At 72.1% G+C, this 21,560-nt stretch carries 20 protein-coding genes and 1 pseudogene; 5 read left to right on the top strand and 16 right to left on the bottom strand.

What is annotated here, in order from left to right; genetic code table 11:
• Positions 1-70: 70 nt before the first annotated feature.
• A pseudogene (locus tag IE264_RS20065) lies at positions 71-810 on the bottom strand (IS5 family transposase).
• 100 nt (positions 811-910) lie between these two features.
• Here IE264_RS20065 and IE264_RS20060 point away from each other — a divergent pair.
• Positions 911-1,690, top strand: a complete 780-nt coding sequence (locus IE264_RS20060) for an SDR family NAD(P)-dependent oxidoreductase (RefSeq protein WP_032753852.1) — start codon at positions 911-913, stop codon at positions 1,688-1,690.
• Between the two features lie 72 nt (positions 1,691-1,762).
• On the opposite strand, the gene IE264_RS20055 is transcribed toward IE264_RS20060, so the two are convergent.
• From IE264_RS20055 to IE264_RS20010, 10 genes are all read right to left on the bottom strand, one after another.
• Positions 1,763-2,509 (bottom strand): Clp protease N-terminal domain-containing protein, encoded by a 747-nt coding sequence (locus IE264_RS20055; RefSeq protein ID WP_032753850.1) that lies wholly within the window; start codon positions 2,507-2,509, stop codon positions 1,763-1,765.
• 78 nt (positions 2,510-2,587) lie between these two features.
• Positions 2,588-3,367 carry an exodeoxyribonuclease III gene (locus tag IE264_RS20050; RefSeq protein WP_015612392.1) on the bottom strand — a complete coding sequence of 260 codons (780 nt, stop codon included), beginning with the start codon at positions 3,365-3,367 and terminating at the stop codon, positions 2,588-2,590.
• A 42-nt stretch (positions 3,368-3,409) separates the two neighbouring features.
• On the bottom strand, positions 3,410-4,063 hold the full coding sequence (locus tag IE264_RS20045) for an MBL fold metallo-hydrolase (protein WP_032753848.1): 654 nt from the start codon (positions 4,061-4,063) through the stop codon (positions 3,410-3,412).
• A gap of 12 nt (positions 4,064-4,075) precedes the next feature.
• Positions 4,076-5,593: a bifunctional 3-oxoadipate enol-lactonase/4-carboxymuconolactone decarboxylase PcaDC gene (gene pcaDC, locus IE264_RS38000; protein WP_434099274.1), complete on the bottom strand. Its 1,518-nt coding sequence runs from the start codon at positions 5,591-5,593 to the stop codon at positions 4,076-4,078.
• Between the two features lie 468 nt (positions 5,594-6,061).
• Positions 6,062-6,658: a hypothetical protein gene (locus tag IE264_RS20035; protein WP_032753846.1), complete on the bottom strand. Its 597-nt coding sequence runs from the start codon at positions 6,656-6,658 to the stop codon at positions 6,062-6,064.
• Positions 6,659-6,800: 142 nt separating this feature from the next.
• Positions 6,801-7,967, bottom strand: coding sequence for an ROK family glucokinase (locus IE264_RS20030; protein WP_015612388.1), 1,167 nt, complete (start codon positions 7,965-7,967; stop codon positions 6,801-6,803).
• 133 nt (positions 7,968-8,100) lie between these two features.
• The gene (locus IE264_RS20025) at positions 8,101-8,946 is read right to left on the bottom strand and encodes an ATP-binding cassette domain-containing protein (RefSeq protein WP_032753844.1); all 846 of its coding nucleotides are present in this window, start codon (positions 8,944-8,946) and stop codon (positions 8,101-8,103) included.
• Positions 8,943-9,989, bottom strand: coding sequence for an ABC transporter permease (locus tag IE264_RS20020; RefSeq protein ID WP_031127293.1), 1,047 nt, complete (start codon positions 9,987-9,989; stop codon positions 8,943-8,945). The genes IE264_RS20025 and IE264_RS20020 overlap by 4 nt, the downstream gene beginning before the upstream one ends.
• Complete coding sequence (locus IE264_RS20015) at positions 9,986-10,996, bottom strand: sugar ABC transporter substrate-binding protein (protein ID WP_439905292.1); 1,011 nt, start codon at positions 10,994-10,996, stop codon at positions 9,986-9,988. The genes IE264_RS20020 and IE264_RS20015 overlap by 4 nt, the downstream gene beginning before the upstream one ends.
• A 259-nt stretch (positions 10,997-11,255) precedes the next feature.
• The gene (locus IE264_RS20010) at positions 11,256-12,014 is read right to left on the bottom strand and encodes a GntR family transcriptional regulator (protein WP_015612384.1); all 759 of its coding nucleotides are present in this window, start codon (positions 12,012-12,014) and stop codon (positions 11,256-11,258) included.
• Between the two features lie 137 nt (positions 12,015-12,151).
• Here IE264_RS20010 and IE264_RS20005 point away from each other — a divergent pair, with 137 nt between their 5' ends.
• Positions 12,152-13,165, top strand: a complete 1,014-nt coding sequence (locus IE264_RS20005; RefSeq protein WP_032753840.1) for a Gfo/Idh/MocA family protein — start codon at positions 12,152-12,154, stop codon at positions 13,163-13,165.
• Positions 13,166-13,195: 30 nt separating this feature from the next.
• Here IE264_RS20005 and IE264_RS20000 read toward each other — a convergent pair whose 3' ends face one another.
• Genes IE264_RS20000 through IE264_RS19985 form a run of 4 tightly spaced genes read right to left on the bottom strand, consistent with a single transcriptional unit; the run spans position 13,196 to position 17,542 of the window.
• Entirely contained in the window at positions 13,196-14,410 is a 1,215-nt protein-coding gene (locus tag IE264_RS20000; protein ID WP_032753838.1) for a cytochrome P450 family protein, read from the bottom strand.
• A 49-nt stretch (positions 14,411-14,459) separates the two neighbouring features.
• Complete coding sequence (locus IE264_RS19995) at positions 14,460-15,632, bottom strand: cytochrome P450 family protein (protein WP_015612381.1); 1,173 nt, start codon at positions 15,630-15,632, stop codon at positions 14,460-14,462.
• Positions 15,633-15,663: 31 nt separating this feature from the next.
• Positions 15,664-16,395 (bottom strand): response regulator transcription factor, encoded by a 732-nt coding sequence (locus IE264_RS19990; protein ID WP_032753836.1) that lies wholly within the window; start codon positions 16,393-16,395, stop codon positions 15,664-15,666.
• Between the two features lie 46 nt (positions 16,396-16,441).
• On the bottom strand, positions 16,442-17,542 hold the full coding sequence (locus IE264_RS19985) for an EamA family transporter (RefSeq protein ID WP_078657342.1): 1,101 nt from the start codon (positions 17,540-17,542) through the stop codon (positions 16,442-16,444).
• A 269-nt stretch (positions 17,543-17,811) separates the two neighbouring features.
• Here IE264_RS19985 and IE264_RS19980 point away from each other — a divergent pair, with 269 nt between their 5' ends.
• From IE264_RS19980 to IE264_RS19970, 3 genes are all read left to right on the top strand, one after another.
• The gene (locus tag IE264_RS19980) at positions 17,812-18,453 is read left to right on the top strand and encodes a TetR/AcrR family transcriptional regulator (protein WP_015612376.1); all 642 of its coding nucleotides are present in this window, start codon (positions 17,812-17,814) and stop codon (positions 18,451-18,453) included.
• Between the two features lie 123 nt (positions 18,454-18,576).
• Positions 18,577-19,332 (top strand): SDR family NAD(P)-dependent oxidoreductase, encoded by a 756-nt coding sequence (locus IE264_RS19975; protein WP_032753834.1) that lies wholly within the window; start codon positions 18,577-18,579, stop codon positions 19,330-19,332.
• 119 nt (positions 19,333-19,451) lie between these two features.
• On the top strand, positions 19,452-20,282 hold the full coding sequence (locus IE264_RS19970; RefSeq protein ID WP_032753832.1) for an aldo/keto reductase: 831 nt from the start codon (positions 19,452-19,454) through the stop codon (positions 20,280-20,282).
• A 95-nt stretch (positions 20,283-20,377) separates the two neighbouring features.
• Here the strand turns inward: IE264_RS19970 and alc are convergent, their stop codons facing one another.
• Positions 20,378-21,499 carry an allantoicase gene (gene alc / locus IE264_RS19965; RefSeq protein ID WP_032753831.1) on the bottom strand — a complete coding sequence of 374 codons (1,122 nt, stop codon included), beginning with the start codon at positions 21,497-21,499 and terminating at the stop codon, positions 20,378-20,380.
• Positions 21,500-21,560: the final 61 nt, after the last annotated feature.

Below are 21,560 nucleotides of genomic sequence, written 5' to 3'. Positions count from 1 at the left end.
AGCCAATATAATTAGCGCAAAGACCCTGTCAGGTTCGGACCTGACAGGGTCTTTGCGCAAGGACCGTGTCCTACGTGGTGAGTTTGAAGAGCCGTTTGTAGCAGCAGAGGGCGGCTGTGAGTCCGAGGAAGGCCAGGTAGTTGCCGGGTTGGCGCTCGTACCGGTGGCTGAGTCGCCGGTAGCCGGTCAGCCAGGACATAGTGTGCTCGATGACCCACTCGACGCCCTTGCGTGCGATCCGCACGTCAATGTGCTTATCCCAGAGCCATCGCCGCAGGTGAGGGAATGCCGTACGCCTTATCCGCGTGCAGGCGTACGGGCTTGGATTCGGTCGCGTGGGATTCGTGTCCCATGTGAAAATGGGGCAACACCGGCTTCAGCCCGAGACTGTCGTGCGTGTTGGCCGCGGAGAGCCCGACGCGTAAGGTCAGTCCGTTCGCGTCCGACAGGACGTGCATCTTGCAACCCGGCCTGCCCCGGTCCACGGGGATCGGGCCTGCAAGTTCGCCCCCTTTTTAGCCCGCACGTGAGCAGAGTCCAGGACTGCGCGGGAGAGATCGACCAAATCTCGCTCGCCCAGGCGCTGAAGGATCCGCTGGTGCAGCCGGCCCCAGACGTCGGCACGCGACCAGATGACGAACCGGCGATGCACCGTCGACTTCGACGCCCCGAAACATGGCGGCAACGCTCGCCATGCACAACCGCTGACCAACACGAGACGATCGCCGCGAAGACGGCTTCATCATCGATGTTCACGACTCCACCGCCCTGCGGCCGCACCCGCGCCGCGGGCAATAGCGCCTCCGCAATCTCCTACAACCCGACCGGAACAATCCAGCCCCACCGTCCACTCATCATGGCGAGTCGGCTACCCCAACTCACCATGCAGGACGCGATCTAAGATGCAAACATGAGTGCGCAGACGTATGTGTCGGATCTGTTCTCCCTGGCCAGCCGGGTAGCCGTAGTGACCGGCGGCAGTTCCGGTATCGGGCGGGCCATCACCGGGGCGCTTGCACGGGCCGGGGCGAGTGTGGTTGTGGTGGCTCGGCGGGAGGCCGAGTTGGAGGCGACCGTCGGGGAGTTGGAGGGCGAGGGGTGCCGGGCCGCCTGGGTGAGTGCCGATCTCGGGACCGCCGAGGGGGTGCGCGCGGCGGGCGACGGGGTTGTTGCTGCCTTTGGGGAGCCGGACATTCTCGTCAACTGTGCCGGGGTCAATCTGCGGCCGCCCCTGGGCGAACTCGATGAGGACGTCTGGGACACCACCATGGCCGTGAACCTCAAGGCGCCCTTCCTGCTGGGCCAGCGGTTCGGGCCCGGGATGGCCGAGCGGGGGTACGGGCGGATCATCCACGTCACCTCGCAGCAGGCCCACCGCGCCTTCGTGAACAGCGGTGCGTACGGGGTGTCCAAGGGCGGACTGGAGTCGCTGGCCCGGTCCCAGGCGGAGGCGTGGTCTCCTTACGGCGTCACCGTGAACACCCTGGTCCCGGGGTTCGTGCTCACCCCGCTCAACGAGCGGCTCGCCTCCGACCCGGAGAAGGTCGCCTCGCTCGCCGCCCGCACCCTCGTCGGGCGCAACGGGCTGGCGGAGGACTTCGCGGGGGCCGCGGTGTTTCTCGCGGGGCGCTCCTCCGCCTACGTCACCGGGCAGGCCCTCTTCGTGGACGGCGGGTTCTCGGTTCACTGAGCACCAGACAGAAGCGGCCGGAGGGGGCGGGCTCTCGGCTGCCGAGAGCCCGCCCCTCCCCCGAACAGGGTGTCAGGAGCTCTGCTGCCACAGCGCGGCCGCCGCTTCGGCCACCGCCGATTCGACCGCCGCCGACGTTGCCTCCTTGGCGACGCCCAGGCCGTTCAGCACTCCCGAGCCGTCCTCGAACTCCAGCAGTGCCAGCAGGATGTGCTCCGTGCCGACGTAGTTGTGGCCGAGCCGCAGCGCCTCGCGGAACGTCAGCTCCAGGACCTTGCGGGAGTCCGCGTCGTACGGGATCAGCTCCGGCACCTCGTCGGCCGCGGCCGGCAGGGCGAGGGTCGCCGCCGTGCGGAGGGCCTCCGGGGACACGCCCTGGCCGGTGAGGACCCGGGCGGCGATCGATTCGGGCTCGGCGAGGAGGCCGAGCAGCAGGTGGGCCGGGAGGATCTCGGCGTTGTGGGCGGTCTTGGCCTCGTTGTGGGAAGCCATCACGACGTTCCGGGCGCGCTGGGTGAAGCGGCCGAAGCCCTGGCTCGGGTCCAGGTCGGGCGCTTCCTCGCCCTTCTTCGCGACGAAGCGCTTCTGGGCCGCCTGACGGGTGACCCCCATGCTCCGGCCGATGTCGGTCCAGGAGGCGCCCGAGCGGCGGGCCTGGTCCACGAAGTGACCGATGAGGTGGTCGGCCACATCGCCGAGGTGATCGGCGGCGATCACCGCACCGGAGAGCTGCTCCAGCGCATCGGGGTTGGACTTCTTGATGGCCTCGATCAGGTCGTCGAGGCGCACGGTCGGGGTGGCAGGAAGTGGCTGCGTCATGCGTCAACCCTAGGTTGACACCCCTTGAGTGTCAACCTTTGGTTGTCAGTTGTGGCCGACGTCCGCACCCGCCGCCTGTCAGAGGTCGAGGTCCACCACGACCGGCGCGTGGTCGGACGCGCCCTTGCCCTTGCGCTCCTCGCGGTCCACGTAACTGTCCTTGACGGCGGCCGTGAACGGGGCGTTGCCGTAGGTCAGGTCGATCCGCATGCCCTTGTTCTTGGGGAAGCGCAGCTCCCGGTAGTCCCAGAAGGTGTACGCCCGGTCGTACTTGAGGGGGCGGGGCAGAACCTCGCCCAGCCCCTCCCCCTCCAGGGCCGAGAGAGCCGCCCGCTCGGCGGGCGTGACATGCGTGGCGCCCGCGAAGAGCGCCGGGTCCCAGACGTCCTCGTCGGTCGGGGCCACATTGAAATCACCCAGGACCGCGAACGGCAGCGTCCCCGCCGCGTCCGCCGCCACCGCCTTGCGCAGGGCCTCCAGCCAGGCCAGCTTGTACGCGTAGTGCGGGTGCTCGACCTCGCGGCCGTTGGGCACGTAGACCGACCAGAGGCGCACCGGGCCGCAGGTCGCGGAGATCGCGCGGGGCTCCTCCACCCCGTCGTACTCCGGGCCGCCGGGCAGCCCGGTGACGACATCGGTGAGGCCGACGCGGGAGAGCAGCGCGACCCCGTTCCACCGGCCGGTGGCGTTGACCGCGGATTCGTAACCCGCCTCGCGCAGGGCTTCGGCGGGGAACTGCTCCGCCGTGCACTTGGTCTCCTGGATGCACAGCACATCGGTGCCGCTGCTCTCCAGCCAGGCCAGGAGCCTCGGCAGCCGGGCGGTGATCGAATTGACGTTATAGGTGGCGATGCGCATGGCAGCCAACCTAGCGGCTCCCACTGACAACGGCCGCCGGGCTCACAGCTCGGTGGTGCCGCCCGGGGCCAGCCGACCGTGGTCCGCGCCGCCCAGGGCGCCGATCTGGTTGTCGTAGATCGGTCGCGCCAGGTCGGTCAGCAGGGCGTCGTGGACGTCGATGGCACGGCGTGGCTCGATCTCCCGTACGTAGTCGATGACCTCGGAGATCTTGTTCCACGGGGCCATCACCGGCAGCAGCAGCGTGTCCACGGAACGCCCGGGGACCGTGAGCGCGTCGCCGGGGTGGAAGACCGAACCGTCCACCAGGAAGCCGACGTTGGTGATCCTCGGGATGTCCGGGTGGATCACCGCGTGCAGCTCGCCGTGCACGGTGACGTCGAACCCGGCCGCCGAGAACGCGTCACCGTCGCCCACGGTGTGCACCCGCCCCGGGAACGCGGCCGACAGCTGCTCGGCCACGCTGCGCAGCGTCCAGATCTCCGCCGCCGGGTTGGCCTCCAGGCCCGCCCGCAGCCGCGCCTCGTTGAAGTGGTCCGGGTGCTCGTGCGTGACCAGGAGTACGTCGGCGCCGATGGCCGCGTCGTCCTCGGAGAAGCCGCCCGGGTCGATGACCAGGACGCGCCCCTCCTTCTCGATCCGCACGCAGGAGTGGGTCTTCTTGGTGAGCGTGAGTGCCAGAGGCGATGCGTTCATGGGTCCATCCTGCTACGCGGGCGGGGTCGTTTCCTCCTGGATCACGGACTGCGCGACGGAGAAGGCGGCGTCTGCTGCCGGGATGCCGCAGTAGACGGCGGTCTGGAGCAGGACCTCCTTGATCTCGGCGGGCGTCAGGCCGTTGCGCAGGGCCGCGCGGGTGTGCGCTGCCAGGCCTTCCAGGTGGCCGGAGGCGACGAGCGCGGTGAGGGTGATGCAGCTGCGGGTACGGCGGTCGAGCCCGTCCCGGTTCCAGACCTCGCCCCAGGCGTACCGGGTGACCAGCTCCTGGAAGTCCTCGGTGAACGCGTCGGCCGAGCCGTTCGCCGCGTCGACATGGGCGTCCCCCAGCACCTCGCGGCGCACCTTCGTCCCGCGCTCGTACCGGTCGTCCGGCAGTCGCCCTGCGGCCTCGGGCGCGAGGGGCGCCGCCGTGATCTCGGCGACGGGGGCGAACGGGGTGGCGGGGGTCGGCGGCCCGGGGACGAGCGGCGGCGCCGGGAGAGCCGCGGCGGGCGCGTCCTGCCAGGCGGTGGAGAAGTGCGTCAGCAGCAGGTCGCAGACGGCCGCGGGCTGCTCGACCGGGGCCAGGTGGGAGGCGCCGGGGACGAGCGCGAGGCGCGCGTCCGGTATCCCGGCGACCAGGGTGCGCGCCTCGGCGGGGCCGGTGACCTTGTCCTCGGCACCGACCAGGACCAGGGTCGGGACGCCGATCCGGCCCAGGTGGTCGCGGATGTCGAACGCGGCCAGCGCCTCGCAGGCCGCGATGTAGCAGCCGGGGTCGGTGGTGCGGACCATCTGCACGGCCCACTCCACGATGGCGGGCTGCGCGGCGGCGAAGCCGGGGGTGAACCAGCGTTCCGGCGCGGTGCGGGCCATCGGCTCCAGCCCGTTGGTGCGGACGATCACCCCGCGCTGCCGGAACTCGTCGGCCGAGCCGAACCGGGGCGAGGAGGCGACCAGCGCCAGCGAGGCCACCCGGTGCGGGTGGCGCAGGGCCAGGTCGGCCCCGACCGCCCCGCCGATCGAGCAGCCCGCGTAGCCGAACCGCTGGACGCCGAGCCCGTCCAGGGTCGCGAGCAGCCGGTCCCCCAGTTCGGCGACGGAAGGCGCCGCGTGCGCGGGGGCGCCGCCGTGACCCGGCAGGTCGTAGCGGAAGACCCGCCAGTGCTGGGCCAGCTCGGGAATCTGGCGGTCCCACATGTGCCAGGTCGTCCCGAGGGAGGGCCCGATCACCAGGACGGGGGCGTCCTCGGGGCCGTCGAAGCGGTACTGAAGGGTTCGGGGGGCCTCAGCGGCGGCCTGGGGGGCGGGGGCCTGCGGCTGGGGCTGCGGCTGGGTGGGGGCGTGACCCGCCGGTGGGGTGGGGGCGTGACCCGCCTGCGGGGCGTGGTCGTGGCCTGCCTGCGGGGCGTGCGCTGTCTGCGGGACGGGGAAATCCTGCGAGGCGAGGAGGGCCTGCGGTGCGTGGGGGGTCTGCGTGGCGTGCGTGACCTGCGGCTGTACGGGGATGGCCTGCGGCGGCGCCACGGGCTGCGGGGCTCCGGGGGCCTGGGGGAAACCGGGCGCATCGGGACCCGCAGGCTGCGGGAACCCGGGTGCTTGTAGGGAGCCCGGAGCCTGCGGGAACGCCGGGCCCTCCGGGCCCACCGCCTGCGGGAAACCAGTTCCCTGCCCGGAGCCCGGAGCCTGCGGGAAACCAGGCCCTTCCGGGCCCATCGGCTGCGGGTACCCGTAAGCCGGCGCACCCCCGGGGCCGGGCTGTGGGTACCCGTAAGCAGGCGCACCCCCCGGGCCGGGCTGCGCGGCCCCGTACGGCGGCGTCGCTCCCGGCTCCGGCGTCGTACCCGTGCCCGGCTGCGGGGACGGGGCCGCCGGGACGGGCGGGCCGGGGTGCGGGGCGGGTCCGCCGGGGTGGGGGGCCTGCGCGGGCTGTGGGGTCGTCTCGCTCACTTCGCTCACTCGCTCCAGGTTAGTGAGCGCCCCTCCGGGTCCCGGTCAGGGGGTCGCCGCCGATACGACATAGACGACAGGACTGGCCGGGTCGGACATATTGACCGTGATGGTCTGGGTGGGGCGCGGCTTCTTGTTGCTGTGCGTGGTACTCGCCCAGTTCTCGTTCGGGCCGAAGTACCAGCCGGTGATGTCGATGTCCCGGGGGCTGATGTTGACCGCGCCGGGCTCCAGGGCCGCTCGCCCGGTGCCGACGCCGCTCAGGAAGCGGTCGAGACCGGCGGAGGTCGTCCGGAACTTCGCGTACATCCGGCTGGCTTTCCAGTTGTTCGTCTCGTAGTACTGGACCCCGATCCCGTTGCCGGGGATCGGGATCTCGAAGATCCGGCGCTGCATCTTGGAGGGCCAGCCCTCGCGGAGCCCGAGCGCCGCGGCCTCGGCTTCCTTGTCCTTGCCCGAGCGGCGGCTCTGGCCCGCGGAGATCAGCAGGTAGCCGGCGGGGATGCCGATCAGCAGCACGATGATCGTGGCGGTGATGAACCGCCGCTTGAACACCCGTCGGCGGTCCTCCGGCGGCTTGCTCCCGCCGTCGGCCGGCGACGGGGACTGGGTCGGCACCACGGGGTGGTCGGCTGCGATCATGGTCAGGTGGTCCCTCGTGCTGCGGAGCGGAGTACGGAGGCGTGAAAGCCGGTCGGGTACGGAGTCGGGGGCGGCTTCGGACGTTCGGGGGCGGGGGCGGCTTCGAGTACGGAGGCTGAGACGCCGGGCGGGCGGCTGCGGTTCAGTCGACCGTGCGGGTCGACCGGGTGTTGCGGATCGTGCTCGCCGCCTGGTCGTAGATCTGCGCGTACCGCTCGTACCGCTCGACGCGGCGCCGGTTGGCCCGGCGGAACCGGCGGGCGACCAGCCGGGCGAGGTCCGCGGCGCCGACCATACCGGCCTCGGGGCCGAGCTGGGCCTTGGCGATCCGGGCCTCGGGGCGGTAGCCGCGGCCGGTGAGGTGGCGCTTGAAGGCGTCCCGGGCTGGGCCGATCAGGAGGTCGTCGGCGGCGCTGACACCGCCTCCGATGACGAAGCAGGAGGGGTCGAGCGCGGCGGCCAGGTTGGCGATGCCGACGCCGAGCCACTGGCCGATGTCCTGGAGGAGCTCGATGCACATCGCATCGCCCTCGCGGGCCAGTTCGGTGATGAGCGGCCCGGTGATGTCGGGGATGTTGCCCTTGACCCGGTCCAGCAGATAGTGCGCGACCGGCGAGTCGGCGGCGGCCAGCTCCCTGGCCTCGCGGACCAGCGCGTTGCCGGAGCTGTACTGCTCCCAGCAGCCCCGGTTGCCGCAGGGGCAGCGGTGGCCCGACGGCACGACCTGCATGTGGCCGAACTCACCGGCCACGCCGTACTTGCCGCGCTTGACCTGGCCGTCCTCCAGGATCGCGCCGCCGATCCCCGTACCGAGCGTGATCATGACGAGGTGGTCCTCGCCGCGGCCCGCGCCGAAGCGCCACTCCGCCCAGGCCGCCGTGTTGGCGTCGTTGTCGACCATGACGGGGACGACCAGGCGGGAGGCGATGGCGTCGCGCAGGGGTTCGTCGCGCCAGGCGAGGTGCGGGGCGAACAGGACCTTGGAGCGGTCGGCGTCCACCCAGCCCGCCGCGCCGATGCCCACCGCGTGGACGTCGTGCCGGTCGGAGAGGTCCAGGACCAGCTCGACGATGGTGTCCTCGACGACCTTCGGGCTCTTGGACTTGTCGGGCGTCTCGGTGCGCAGCTGTTCCAGGATGTTGCCGTCGGCGTCCACGACGCCCGCCATCACCTTCGTACCGCCGATGTCGATCCCGACCGTGGGGACGCGGGGGGCGGTGAGGTGCGAGCGGCGCTCCTTGGTGCCGACGGTCTTGAGGACGGTGGCGCGGGCGGAGCCGCGGTGTGCGAAGTCGCGGTACGTGCTCATCGTCCCTGCGGGGTCTGGGGGGCCGGGCCGCTGTCGCGGCCGGCGGCGGACGGCGCCCGCCGCGCTCGATTCTGCCACTGCCCGGCCCCGGGGGCCGTCGGTCGGGGTCGGCCGCGCCGGGGCGGGTCGCCGCTCAGGGGGTGCTGCCGGTCGCGTCCTTGCCGCCCGGGAGGGTCGGGGTCGGGGTGCGTTCCAGCTCGTGGCTGAGCTCCTCCAGCTCACTGCCGCCCGCCATCTGACGTGTGAGTTCGTCCAGCGTGACGTCGTCCTTGGTGTGGCTGCCGGACATCGCTCCGCGCTTGAGGAGGATGAACCGGTCGCCGACGAGGTGGGCGTGGTGCGGGTTGTGGGTGATGAGGACCACGCCGAGCCCGGCGTCGCGGGCGGCCGCCACGTACTTGAGGACCACGCCGGACTGCTTGACGCCGAGGGCCGCGGTCGGCTCGTCCAGGACGAGGACCTTGGCGCCGAAGTAGACGGCACGGGCGATCGCCACGCACTGGCGTTCACCACCGGACAGCGTGCCGATGGGCTGGTCCACGTCGCGCAGGTCGATGCCCATGCGCAGCAGTTCCGTACGGGTCGTCGCCCGCATCTTCTTCACGTCGAGGCGCTTGAAGGGGCCGACGCCGACGGTCGGCTCGGAGCCGAGGAAGAAGTTCCGCCAGACCGGCATCAGCGGGACGACCGCGAGGTCCTGGTAGACCGTGGCGATGCCCCGGTCCAGGGCGTCGCGCGGGTTGGCGAGCGTGGTCTCCTCGCCGTCGATCAGGAACCGGCCGGCGTCGTGCCGGTGCAGCCCTGCGATGATCTTGATCAGGGTGGACTTGCCGGCGCCGTTGTCCCCGAGGACGCAGGTGATCTCGCCCGCGTGGACCTCCAGCGAGACGTGTTCCAGGGCCTTGATGTTGCCGTAGAACTTCGAGACGTCGTCCAGCTCGACCAGGGGGCCCGCACTCTTCTCGGACGTGGCCGTCATGTTGTCGCCTCCGCGCGCTTGCGCACCCACGCGTTGAGCAGGGTGGCCAGGAGCAGCATCGCTCCCAGGAAGAATTTGAACCAGTCCGGATTCCACTCCGCGTACACGATGCCCTTGCTGGTCATGCCGAAGATGAAGGCACCGACCGCCGAGCCGATCGCGGAGCCGTAGCCGCCGGTGATCAGGCAGCCGCCGATGACGGCCGCGATGATGTACGTCAGCTCGTTGCCGACGCCCTCGCCGGACTGGACGACGTCGTAGCTGAACAGCAGGTGCTGGCCGGAGATCCAGGCGGCGAAGGCGACGCCCAGGTAGAGCCCGATCTTGGTACGGATGACGGGGACGCCGACCGCGCGGGCGGCGTCCGCCTCGCCGCCGACGGCGAAGATCCAGTTGCCGAAGCGGGTACGGAGCAGGATCCAGGTGGCGATACCGACGAGCGCCGCCCACCACAGGATCGTCACCTTGAACTCGACGCCGCCGAGGGTGAGCGTCGAGGCGAAGAGGACCCGGGCGGATTCGAAGCCCTCCATGTCACCGATGGCCTTGGTGGAGACCGTGCCGCTGATCAGCTTGGTGAAGCCGAGGTTGAGGCCGGTGAGCATCAGGAACGTGCCGAGCGTGATGATGAAGCTGGGCAGTTTGGTGCGGGTCAGCATGAAGCCGTTGAACGCGCCGATGGCGAGCGTGACCAGCAGCGACACGAAGACGCCGACCCAGACGTTGGCCGTCATCTGGTAGCTGAACATCGAGGAGATCAGCGCGGAGCTGGTCACCATGACCCCGGCGGAGAGGTCGAACTCGCCGCCGATCATCAGCAGCGCGACCGGTGCGGCCATGATGCCGAGGACCGAGGCCGCGTACAGCACGGTGCCGAAGCTGGAGGCCTGGAGGAAGCTGTCGGCCACGATCGCGAAGAAGAGGAAGACCGCTGCCGCGCCGACGACCGAGCCGAGCTCGGGGCGGCCGAGCAGCTTGCGCAGCGGCGAGGTGCGGACGAGGCGCTCGTCCAGCTGGTCGGGGGCGGCTGTGGAGCCGCTCATCGGGTGCCCCGCTTGGTGTAGTCGGCCAGGGCGTCGGCGTCGCCCTTGGTGATGATCTGCGGACCGGTCAGGACGGGGAGGCCGCCGCCGAGGACGTTGCGGTTGTAGCGGTAGAGCCAGAGCAGGTCGACGGCCTCGTAGCCCTGGAGGTAGGGCTGCTGGTCGACGGCGAAGCCGAGCTTGTCGGTCTGGAGGCCGGTGGCGACCTTCGCGTTGAGGTCGAAGGTGTCGATCTCTGCCTTGCTGCCCGCCGTCTGCTTGGCCTGGACGGCTGCGTCGGCGAAGGGGGCGCCGAGGGTGACGACCGCGTCGATGCTCTTGTCGGACTGGAGCTTGGCCTCGATGGACGCCGTGACGTCGGGCATGTTGGTGCCGTCGACGTACAGGTTCTGCAGGGTGCCGTCGAAGGTCTTCTTCGCCCCGGCGCAGCGCTGCTCGTGGCCAACGTTGCCCTGCTCGTGCAGGACGCAGAGCGCCTTCTTGCGGCCGCGGCTGTTCAGCTCGTCGCCGACGGCCTCGCCGGCGATCGACTCGTCCTGGCCGATGTGGGTCAGGGCGCCGAACTCCTTGGACTCGGCGGATCCCGAGTTCACCGTGATGACCGGGATGCCCGCCTTGACGGCCTTGGCGACGACGGCCTTCATGGCGTCCGGCTTGGCCAGCGAGACGATCAGCCCGTCGACCTTCTTGTCGATCGCGGTCTGGACGAGCTGGGCCTGCTGGTTGGCCTCGTCGTTGTGCGAGTAGAGGAAGTTGATGTTGTCCTTGACGGCCGCCTGCTCGGCGCCCTTCTGGACGATGTCCCAGAAGGTGTCGCCGTCGCCCGAGTGGGTGACCATGGCGAAGGTCCAGCGGGGTGTGTTCACCGCGGCCCGTCCCTCGGCGGCCTCGGCCGCGCGCTCTTCCGCCCGCTTGCCGCCGGTGCTGCTGCAACCCGCCAGGGAGGCGGCCAGCACCACTGCCAGTACGGCGCCCATCGCGCGTACCCCTGTCCGAACCCTTGCCACGACGCCGTGCCCTTCTTGCTGCTGCTCGCTGTGCGGTCGACCGGGCCGGGGAGTGTACGGTCCCGGTCCGGCCGCCCAAGTATCCCCGAGCCCTGCCCGCTCCCGCCCGTGGGGCGCCTTCCAGCCGCGCCCCCGGCCCGTGCGGGGGTGCCACCCCGCAGCCCGTGCCCAGGATCCTCTGCCTGCGGGCGCACCAGCGCAAGGGTTCCGTCCTCAAACGCCGGACGGGCTTGAGTGGTCGCGGACGGGCTGAATCGGCTCAGCCGCGCATCAGGAGTTGGAACTCGAACGCGTAGCGCGAGGCGCGGTAGACGTGGGAGCCGAACTCGACCGCGCGGCCCGTGTCGTCGTACGTCGTTCGCTCCATGGTGAGCAGCGGCGCGCCCGGCTCCTCGTCCAGGGCGCCGGCCTCCCCGGCCGTGGCGGCGCGCGCGCCGACGGACTGGCGGGCGCTGTGCAGCGTGATGCCCGAGGCGCGCATCATCCGGTACAGCCCGGTGGACTCCAGCTCCCGCGCCGGGAGGGCGAGCAGGTCCGGGGGGAGGTGGTTGCGCAGGAGGGCCATCGGCTCGTCGTGGGCGTAACGCAGCCGCTCGACGAGGTTGACCTCGGTGCCCTCGGCGAGGCCGAGGGCGGCGGCGATCTCGGCGGTGGCCGGTTCCATGGTGGTGCGCAGGACCTTGGTGGCGGGGCGCTGGCCGGCCGCCTCCAGGTCGTCGTAGAGCGAGCTGAGCTCCAGCGGGCGGCGGACCTGGCTGTGGACGACCTGGGTGCCGACGCCCCGGCGGCGCACCATCAGCCCCTTGTCGACGAGCGACTGGATGGCCTGGCGGACCGTCGGGCGGGAGAGGCCGAGGCGGGCGGCGAGGTCGATCTCGTTGCCGAGCAGGGTGCCGGGGGCCAGTCGGCCCTGTTCGACGGCGGCCTCCAGTTGCTGCGCCAGCTGGAAGTAGAGCGGCACCGGGCTGGTGCGGTCCACGCTCAGCGGCAGCGGCTGATCGGCTCCTTGTGGGGTCACGGGGCGAGCCTAGTTCGATTGTCCGGACAAAGCCATGGCGGGAGTGGGGCCGGGTCGACGCCCGGTCGATGCGTGTGGCCGCCATTTGTCAGGACAAACGCTTGACATGATGACCGGGCGAACGTCACCTTGGGGCCATGCGCATCGGACTCATCGGAACGGGACGTATCGGCACTTTCCATGCGGAGGTGCTGAGCCGTCACCCCGCCGTGGACTCCCTGCTGGTGGCGGACGCGGATCCGGAGCGCGCCGCCGTGGCGGCCACCCGGACCGGGGCGTCGGCCGTCCCGGTGGACGCGATGTTCACCGGCGGGGGCCGGGACCTCCCCGACGCCCTGGTGATCTGTTCGGCGACCGCCGCCCACGCGAGCCTCATCGCCCGCGCCGCCCGTGCCGGGCTGCCGGCGTTCTGCGAGAAGCCGATCGCCCTGGACCTGCCCGGCACGCTCGGCGCCCTCGCGGAGGTCGAGGCGGCGGGCAGCATCCTCCAGCTGGGTTTCATGCGGCGCTTCGACGCGGGGTACGGCGAGGCCCGGGCGGCGGTACGGGACGGGAGGCTCGGGCGGCTGCACACCGTGCGGGCCGTCACCTCCGACCCCGCCCCGCCGCCCGCCGACTACCTCCCGCTCTCCGGGGGGCTCTACCGGGACTGCCTGGTCCACGACTTCGACATCCTGCGGTGGGTGACGGGCCGTGAGGTGAGCGAGGTGTACGCCACCGGGTCGGACGCCGGGCCCGCGATGTTCCGCGCGGCGGGCGATGTGGACACGGCCGCCGCCCTGCTCACCCTGGACGACGGCACCCTCGCCACCGCCACCGCGACCCGCTGCAACGGCGCCGGGTACGACGTCCGCATGGAGCTGGCCGGCGAGCTGGACCAGATCGCCGTCGGCCTGGACGACCGTACGCCGCTGACCTCGGCCGAACCGGAGGGTCCCGGCGCTCCGGCGAAGCCGTGGCCGGGGTTCCTGGAGCGGTTCGCCCCGGCGTACGAGGCGGAGCTGGACGCCTTCCTCCGGGTCGCCCGGGGCGAGCTGGCCAACCCGTGCGACGGGCGGGAGGCCCTGCACGCCCTGCGGATCGCCGAGGCCTGCGAGATCTCCCGCCGCGAACGCCGCCCGGTGGCGATGGAGGAGATCCCGGGCGGGTGAGCCGCCCGCCCTCCATCGGCCGCCGCCTCCCTACCAGGCCACCGGCAGGCTCAGCGGTCCGCGCATCAGGAGGCCGGTGCGCCATGCGAGCGTCGCCGGGTCGGCGGTCAGCCGCAGTTCCGGGCAGCGCTCCAGCAGCGACCGGATGGCGACCCGGGCCTCGATCCGGGCCAGTGGGGCGCCCAGGCAGTAGTGGATGCCGTGCCCGAAGGCGATATGGCCCCGGGCGTCCCGGGTGATGTCGAAGCGGGATGCGTCGGAGTAGCGGGCAGGGTCCCGGTTGGCGTCCGACATCGCGACGAGGACCAGTTCGCCCCCGCCCGGGATCACCGTGCCGTCGATGTCGACCGGTTCGGTCGTGAAGCGGTACGTGGGTGTCTCGACGGGCCCCTCGAAGCGCAGGATCTCCTCGACCGCGTTGTCGATCAGACCGAAGTCCGCTCGCAGGGCGGCGAGTTGGTCCGGGTGCGCCAGGAGGTTGTGCACCCCGTTGGTGATGAGGTTGACGGTGGTCTCGTGTCCGGCGACGAGCAGCAGCCAGGCCATGCCCATCAGTTCGTCGGCGGAGAGCCGGTCGCCGTCCTCGTCGGCGGTGTGGATGAGCGCACTCATCAGGTCGTCGCCCGGCCGCGCCCGCTTGTCCTGGAGCAGCCCGGTCAGATAGGCGGCCATCGCCCGGGTGGAGGAGGCCCGCTTCGAGGCGTCGACCGAGGAGACCGCCTGGTTCGACCATTCGCGGAAGGCCGCCCGGTCCAGGAACGGCACACCGAGCAGCTCGCAGATGACGTTCATCGGCAGCGGGTAGGAGAGCACCTCGACGAGGTCGGCCCGCCGGTCCGGGGCCGCGAGCATCCGGTCCAGCAGCTCGTCGGTCATCTCCTGGACGCGCGGGGTGAGTTGCTCCATCCGGCGCGGGGTGAACTCCCGGGCGACGAGCTTGCGCAGTCGGGTGTGGTCGGGGGTGTCGCTGCTGAGCATCGAGGTGCCCGCGGAGACCTTGGTGACGCCGAGCGCGGGTGAGGCCGCCGCCCACTGTTTGGAGAGCCGCTGGTCGGCGAGGAGCCTCCGCCCGGCCTCGTACCCGACCACGAGCCAGGCCTGGGTGCCCTCGGGGATACGGACCCGGTGGACCGGGCCCTTGGCCCGTAACGCGGCGTAGACGGGGTACGGGTCGCGGGTGAACTCCTCGCCGAGCGCGGCGAGATCGACCAGGGCATCGGTTCCTGGGGTCGCTTCGGTGGTCAACGCTCTTCCCTTTCGGGTGGGTTGTGCGGACACAACGGATACAGCGGGCTCACCACCGCACCGGCAGCCGCCGCACTCCTCGCATCAGCAGGCCCGGCAGCCACTCCGGCTCGCCGCCCGCCGGATCGCGGGCGAGGTCCGGGCAGCGCTCCAGCAGGGCCCCGATCGCGATGCGCGCCTCCATGCGGGCGAGCGGGGCGCCCAGGCAGTAGTGCGCCCCGTGGCCGAAGCCCAGGTGGCCCTGGGGGGCGCGGCGGATGTCGAAGGTGTCCGGGTCCTCGAACCGCTCCGGGTCCCGGCCGCCCGAGGCCAGGGCGACGAGCACCGCCTCGTCGGCCGGGATGACTGTGGAGCCGACCGGCACCGCCTCCCGGGTGAAGCGGAAGGTGGCGGTCTCCACCGGGCCGTCGTACCGCAGCATCTCCTCCACCGCCCCGTCGAGCAGTCCGGGGTCGGCGCGCAGCAGGGCGAGCTGGTCCGGGTGGTCGAGGAGGGCCCGTACCCCGTTGGAGATCAGGTTGACGGTGGTCTCGTGTCCGGCGACGAGCAGCACGAAGGCCATGCCGACCAGTTCGTCGGCGGAGAGCCCGTCGCCGCCCTCGTCGCGGCTTCTGATGAGCGCGCTCAGCAGATCGTCGCCGGGCGAGCTGCGCTTGTCCTCGATGAGCTGGACGAGATAGGCGCTCATCGCGCCGACCGGGTCGGCCTCCCGCTGGGCCGGGGTGGGGGTGACGATGCCGTTCGACAGCGTACGGAAGGTGTCCCGGTCGATGTCGGGGACGCCGAGCAGCTCGCAGATGACGGTCATCGGGAGCGGGAAGGCCAGCGCGTCGACCAGGTCGGCTGCGCCGGCCGGGACCATCGCGTCGAGGAGCTCCGTGGTGATCTCGGTGACCCGCGGGCGCAGCGCCTCGATCCGGCGGGCGGTGAACTCACGGACGACGAGCCTGCGCAGCCGGGTGTGGTGCGGGGCGTCCAGCTCCAGCATGTTGGCGCTGATCGGGTTCGCCTCGGCGGCCCAGCGCCCGGTGGTCCGCCAGTCCTTGCCGAACCGCTGGTCGGCGAGGACCGAGCGGGCCTCCTCGTACCCGACGACCAGCCAGATGCGTTCCGTCTGCTCGGTCCGTACGGCGTGCACCGGCCCCTCGGCGCGCAGCTTCGCGTAGTAGGGGTAGGGGTTCGCCGTGAAATCCGGCAGATCTCTCAGATCGAGCACAGCCATCGTGGTCAGCCCCTCTTCCGTTCCGGTCCCCTCAGCGTAGGCCGCCGCTCCCCTCGTCATCCGTGTCGAGCAGCCCCGCATCGTGGACCAACAGGGCGATCTGGACACGGTTGTTCAGGTCGAGTCTGGCCAGAATCCGCGAAACCTGGGTCTTGACGGTGGCGACGCTGAGGTAGAGCTCGCCCGCGATCTCCGCGTTGGAATGCCCGCGTCCGACGGCCACCGCGACCTCCTTCTCCCGCTCGGCCAGCTCCGCGAACCGCCTGCGGGCCCGCTCGGTGCGGGTGGTGCGGTCATCCTGCGCGCCGCCTGCGGCACGGGCCATGAGCTGCCGGGTGACGGCGGGCGAGAGCACCGGGTCCCCGGCGGCGACCCGGCGGACCGAGTCGACGATCCGGGCGGGCGGGGTGTCTTTCAGGACGAATCCCGCCGCTCCGGCGCGGATGGCCCGCAGGACCTGTTCGTCGGCGTGGAAGGTGGTGAGGACGACGACTTCGGGCGCGTCGGGGCGGCGGCGCAGCTCCTCGGTCGCGGTGAGCCCGTCCATGCCGGGCATCCGGATGTCCATCAGGACGACGTCGGGGCGCAGCCGTTCGACCAGGGCGGCGACCTCGCTGCCGTCCGCGCCCTCCCCCACGATGTCGATGTCATCGGCCCCGCCGAGCATCAGGGTGAGCCCGGCCCGCACGAGCGGGTCGTCGTCGACGATGAGCAGGCGGACGGGCGGGGCGGCGGAAGGCGTCGGGGAGGCCGGGGTGTTCATGACAGCCACCGTAGCCAGCCCGTCCGCCGCGTCCGGCACCCCCGCCTCACGCGGCGGGCCACGGCAGCCGGGCCCGGACCGCGAATCCGCCGTCCGGGGTGGGGCCGTGCTCCAGCCGGCCCCCGGCAAGCGTGGCGCGTTCGGTGAGGCCGATGAGCCCCTGGCCGGAGCCGGGCACCCGTTCGTAGGGCTCGGTGGGGGCCGGGTTGGCCACCTCGATGGTGAGCCCGTCCCCGGGGCCGCCGGTCACGGTGACGGTGACTTCGGTGCCGGGTGCGTGTTTACGCGCGTTGGTCAGGCACTCCTGGGCGATGCGGTACACCGTGCGGCCGGTGGCGGCGGGGGCGTCACCCGGGGCGGCGACGCGCTGGTCGACGGTGACCTTCATGCCCGCCTGCCGGGATTCGTCGATCAGCGCGTCCAGGGTGGTGAGGGTGGGCTGGGGCCGCTCGCCCTCGCCGGTGTCCCCGGGGCCGAAGTCCGCCGCCACGCTCCACGGTGAGGCGCCCGTTCCCGGCAGGGCGGCGAGTACGGCGAAGACGGCGACCGCGCTGCCGAGCTGGACGGTGGTCAGGGAGAGCGAGTCGGCCGACTGCACGGCCTTGATCCTGGCCATGGCCATGACGTGGACGGTCCGGGCGAGGGCGGCGAGCAGCATCAGCAGGTCCCCGGCGGAGGGGCTGGTGAATCCGCCGCCCTGGGTCAGGAGGATCACTCCGGCGACGGAGAGCCCGGCCGCGGCAACGAACGAGGCCGGGGGCCGGACCCGGGTCACGGCGGCTTCGGCGAGCGGTGTGAAGAACATGGTGAGGCTGATGATCAGTCCGGCGTTGGTGGCCGAGGTGTGGACCACCCCGTAGGTCTCCAGCAGGAAGATCCCGCTCAGCACCAGGCCCAGCAGTCCGGCCCCCCGCCACTGCGCGCCGCTCAGCGCCCGCAGCTTGCGCCACCCGGTGGCGACCAGGACCGGCAGCACGACGGCGAAGCGCAGGACGAGGACGGCGATCACGGTGTGGGTGGTGGTGATGCCCTTGGCGGCGAGGTAGCTCGCGCCCCAGACGACGGCTACCGCCAGCACGGGCAGATCGGTCAGCCAGGCGCGGCGGGGTGGTGCGAGGGCGGGCGCGGGCGCGACGGCAGCGGACACCTGGTGCTCCTTGGTTCTCCACAGCGGGACAAGTTGTGGAGACCTCACCGGCTCACACGCGGAACGATCACGCTACTCGCCGGGGGCGGCGGAAAGGAACACCTGTCTCACCGGTCGGATCCCGCCCGGATCATCCGCCGGTATCGCCCGTGGTCAGCGGCGGGGCGCGCCGGTGGACGGGCCGGCGGGACGGACGGCGGGTGGTCCGGCGGAGCCTTCGGCCGTCCCTAGAATGACGCCTCGATAACTCTGAGGTACGGAGTGGTCACATGGCGGCAGTACGGCTGGACGGGCGGGTCGAGCGGGGCAATCAGACGCGGCAGCTGATCCTGGGGCGCGCGGTGCAGATCGCCTCGGTGGAAGGGCTGGAAGGTCTCTCCCTGGGGCGGCTGGCCACCGAGTTGAAACTCAGCAAGAGCGGTGTGTTCGCCCTCTTCGGATCGAAGGAGGAGCTGCAGCTCGCCACGGTGCGCGCCGCGGTCGCGGTCTACGTCGACCATGTGCTGCGCCCGGCCCGCTCGGTCCCCCCGGGGATCGGCCGGATCTGGCGGATGTGCGAGGCGTGGATCGCGTACTCCCGGGAGCGGGTCTTCCGCGGCGGCTGCTTCTTCTACGCGGCCACCGCCGAGTTCGACGCCCGCGGCGGCAAGGTGCACGACGCCCTGGCGGCCGCGCAGACCGGCTGGGTCACCTTCGTGGAGGAGACGATCGAGGAGGCGCGGGCCGCGGGCGAGCTGGCCGGGGACACCGACGTACGGCAGCTGGCCTTCGAGGTGATCGCTTTCCTGGAGCTGGCCAACGCGGAGTCGGTGCTGCAGAACAACAGCCTCGGCTACGGCAAGGCGGCGCGGGCGATCCTGGGGCGGCTGCGGGCGACGGCGACGGAGGGCGCACGGCTGCCGGTGCTGTAGCGGCTCCGGCGGACACCGGCGGCACACCCCGTCCGATTCCCGCCGGTGTCCTCTCCTCCGGGTCGCTTTGCTGGTTCCTGTCGCCGGATTCGGCGGCGCTCCCCGAAGGCAAGGAACCCCGCCATGTCCAGCACCACCGTCACCGCCCCCGCACCCCGGGCCGCCCTGGTCACCGGAGGCAGCCGCGGCATCGGCGCGGCCACCGCGCTGCGGCTCGCCGAGGCGGGCGCGGACGTCGCCATCACCTACGTACAGGACGAGGAGGGTGCCCGCGCGGTCGTCGCGAAGATCGAGGGGGCGGGCCGGCGCGGGGTCGCCCTGCGGTGCGACGCGGCGGACGCGGACGGAGCCGCCGGGGCGGTGCACGGCGCGGCGGACGCGCTCGGCCGGCTCGACGTCCTCGTCAACAACGCGGGCATCGGCGTCCTCGGGCCGATAGCCGCGCTGTCGGACGCCGAGGTCGAGCGGGTCCTGGCGGTGAACGTGCGGGCGGTCTTCCTCGCCTGCCGGGCGGCGGCGGACCGGCTGGCCGACGGCGGCCGCATCATCTCGGTCGGCACCGCCCTGAGCCGGTACACGGGCGGGCCCGGATCGACGCTCTACACGATGAGCAAGTCCGCTCTCGCCGGGCTGACCAGGCCGCTCGCCCGGGAGCTGGGGCCGCGCCGCATCACGGTGAACCTGATCCAGCCGGGCCCGGTGGACACCGACCTCAACCCGGCCGGCGGACCGTTCGCCGAGGGCCAGCGGGCGGCCACCGCCCTGGGCCGGTTCGGCACGGCGGATGAGGTGGCCTCCCTGGTGGCGTACCTGGCGAGCGCGGACGCCGCGTTCATCACCGGCACGGAGGTCGTCGTGGACGGCGGCCACGCGGCCTGAGCCGACCGCCTCCCCCCGGGTCCGCCCGCCGTCGAGCTGCCCCGTCCCTGCCGCCCGCCTACGCTGGCCGGGACGGGGCAGGACGTGACGAGGGGGCTACCGGAAGGACAGCACGGACCATGGGCGACACACCGGTTCACACGCTCAACGACTCCACCACCCTCCCGGCGGTGGGCCTCGGCACCTACCCGCTGGACGACGCGGAGGCCGAGGAGGCCGTCGCGGGCGCCCTGGGGCTCGGCTACCGGCTCGTCGACACGGCCCTGAACTACGGCAACGAGACCGGCACCGGCCGGGGCATCGCCCGCAGCGGCGTCCCGCGCGAGGAGATCCGCCTCACCACGAAGGTGCCCGGCCGGCATCAGGGGTACGAGCAGACGCTGGCCTCATTCGAGGAGTCGCGGGCCCGGCTGGGCGTCGAGTACGTCGACCTGTACCTGATCCACTGGCCGCTCCCCCACGTCGACAAGTACGTCGAGACCTGGAAGGCGATGATCCGGCTCCGCGAGGACGGTCTCGTCCGCTCCATCGGCGTCTCCAACTTCACCGCCGCCCATCTGGAGCGGCTGGAGACGGAGACGGGTGTGCTGCCCTCGGTGAACCAGATCGAGATGCACCCGCTGCTCCCCCAGGAGGAGTTGCGGGCGGTGCACGCGACGAAGGGCATCGTCACGGAGAGCTGGAGCCCGCTGGCCCGGGGCCGCGAGGTGCTGGAGGACCCGTCGACGGTGGCGATCGCCGAGGATCACGGGGTGACCCCGGGGCAGGTGGTGCTCCGGTGGCACACACAGGTCGGTGCGGTGCCGGTCCCGAAGTCGGCGGACCCGGGGCGGCAGCGGGAGAACCTGGACCTGTTCGGCTTCGAGCTGACGGCGCAGGAGCTGACCACGATCGGGTCCGGGCGGCAGCGGCGCTTCGGCGGGGACCCGGACACGCACGAGGAGTACTGAGGGGCCGCGCATACGCACAGGAGTACTGAGGGCCGCGCACATGCCGGTGTGCCACCGCGATCCCCCTGCGATCGCGGTGGCACACCGGCCCGGTGTCAGCCGCCCAGCTCCCGGTGACGGGCCGCCAGCGCGTCCGCGCCGCCCTCGGTGAGGGACCCGTGCAGCCGGAGCCGGGAGATCCCGCCGTCCGGGAAGATGTCGATGCGTACGTGGGTGGCGCGCACCGGCCCGTCCAGGACGAAGCGGTGGTTGGTGTCGGGCTGGAGGCGGGTCCGGGGCAGGAGCTCCGCCCAGTCGCCGTCCTCGCCGTCGCGTACCGAAAGGCTGGCCCAGCCCGCCGAGTTGCCCTTCAGGTAGGCGGTGTCGATCTCGACGGCCCGGACCTCGGACTGCGCGGCGAGGCGGTAGCGGATCCAGTCGTTGCCCCGGTCGCGCCGGCGGCGGGTCTCCCAGCCGTCGTCCATCTTGCGCGAGCGGCCGGGCTGGATGGTGTTGGTGGCCGGGGAGTAGAAGCGGTCGGAGGCGTCCTCGACCTGGCCGCCGTTCTCCAGGGCCGCGAGGTCGAACGTACCGAGGGCGGCGAGCCAGGCGGGGTCCGGGGCGACCTCCCCGTACACGCGGAGCCGGGCGATCCCGCCGTCGGGGTGCTGGTTGATCCGCAGGTGGGTGAAGCGCTGTTCGGCGTCGACGGCGAACCCGTTGGCCGCGTGGCCGCCGACCGCCGTGCGCGGGACGAGCACCGTCCACTTCACGTCAGGAGCGAGGAGGTCCTCGGGCGACGGGGAGCCGGGCAGCGAGACCGCCTCGACGGAGATCGCCTGCGGGTAGTTGCCCCGGAAGTGGGCGGTGTCCAGGACGATGCCCCGGATGACACCGGGGGCGCCGAGGCGGACGAGGGCCCAGTCGTGGTCGTCGGGGGTGGGGTGCGGTTCGGTGGCGCCGGCACCACGGCGGCGGCGGGTCTCCCAGCCGTCCATGATCTTGCCCTTGTGGCCGAAGTGCTCCGGGTCGAAGACGGCGGGTCCGGGCTTCAGCAGGTTCTCGCGCTCGGCGAAGAACTCGTCGTTGGCGGCGATGACCCCGGCACCCAGGCGGCGGTCGGCCAGGTCCACGAGGTGGGCGAAGGGGAAGTCTGCGGTGCGGTGGTCGGCGTACGGGTCGCCGCCCGCGTAGGGGCTCGCGTCGCCGGTGAAGCGCGGTATCGCGGTGTCCGTCATGGTCGGGGGTTCCTTTCGGGGCACGGTCGGTGGTCGCCTACGAGAGCGCTGCTCGCTCCCA

The organism is Streptomyces microflavus (assembly GCF_014650075.1).
Lineage (GTDB): Bacteria > Actinomycetota > Actinomycetes > Streptomycetales > Streptomycetaceae > Streptomyces > Streptomyces microflavus.
This window is presented reverse-complemented; position numbering and strand designations above follow the sequence as displayed.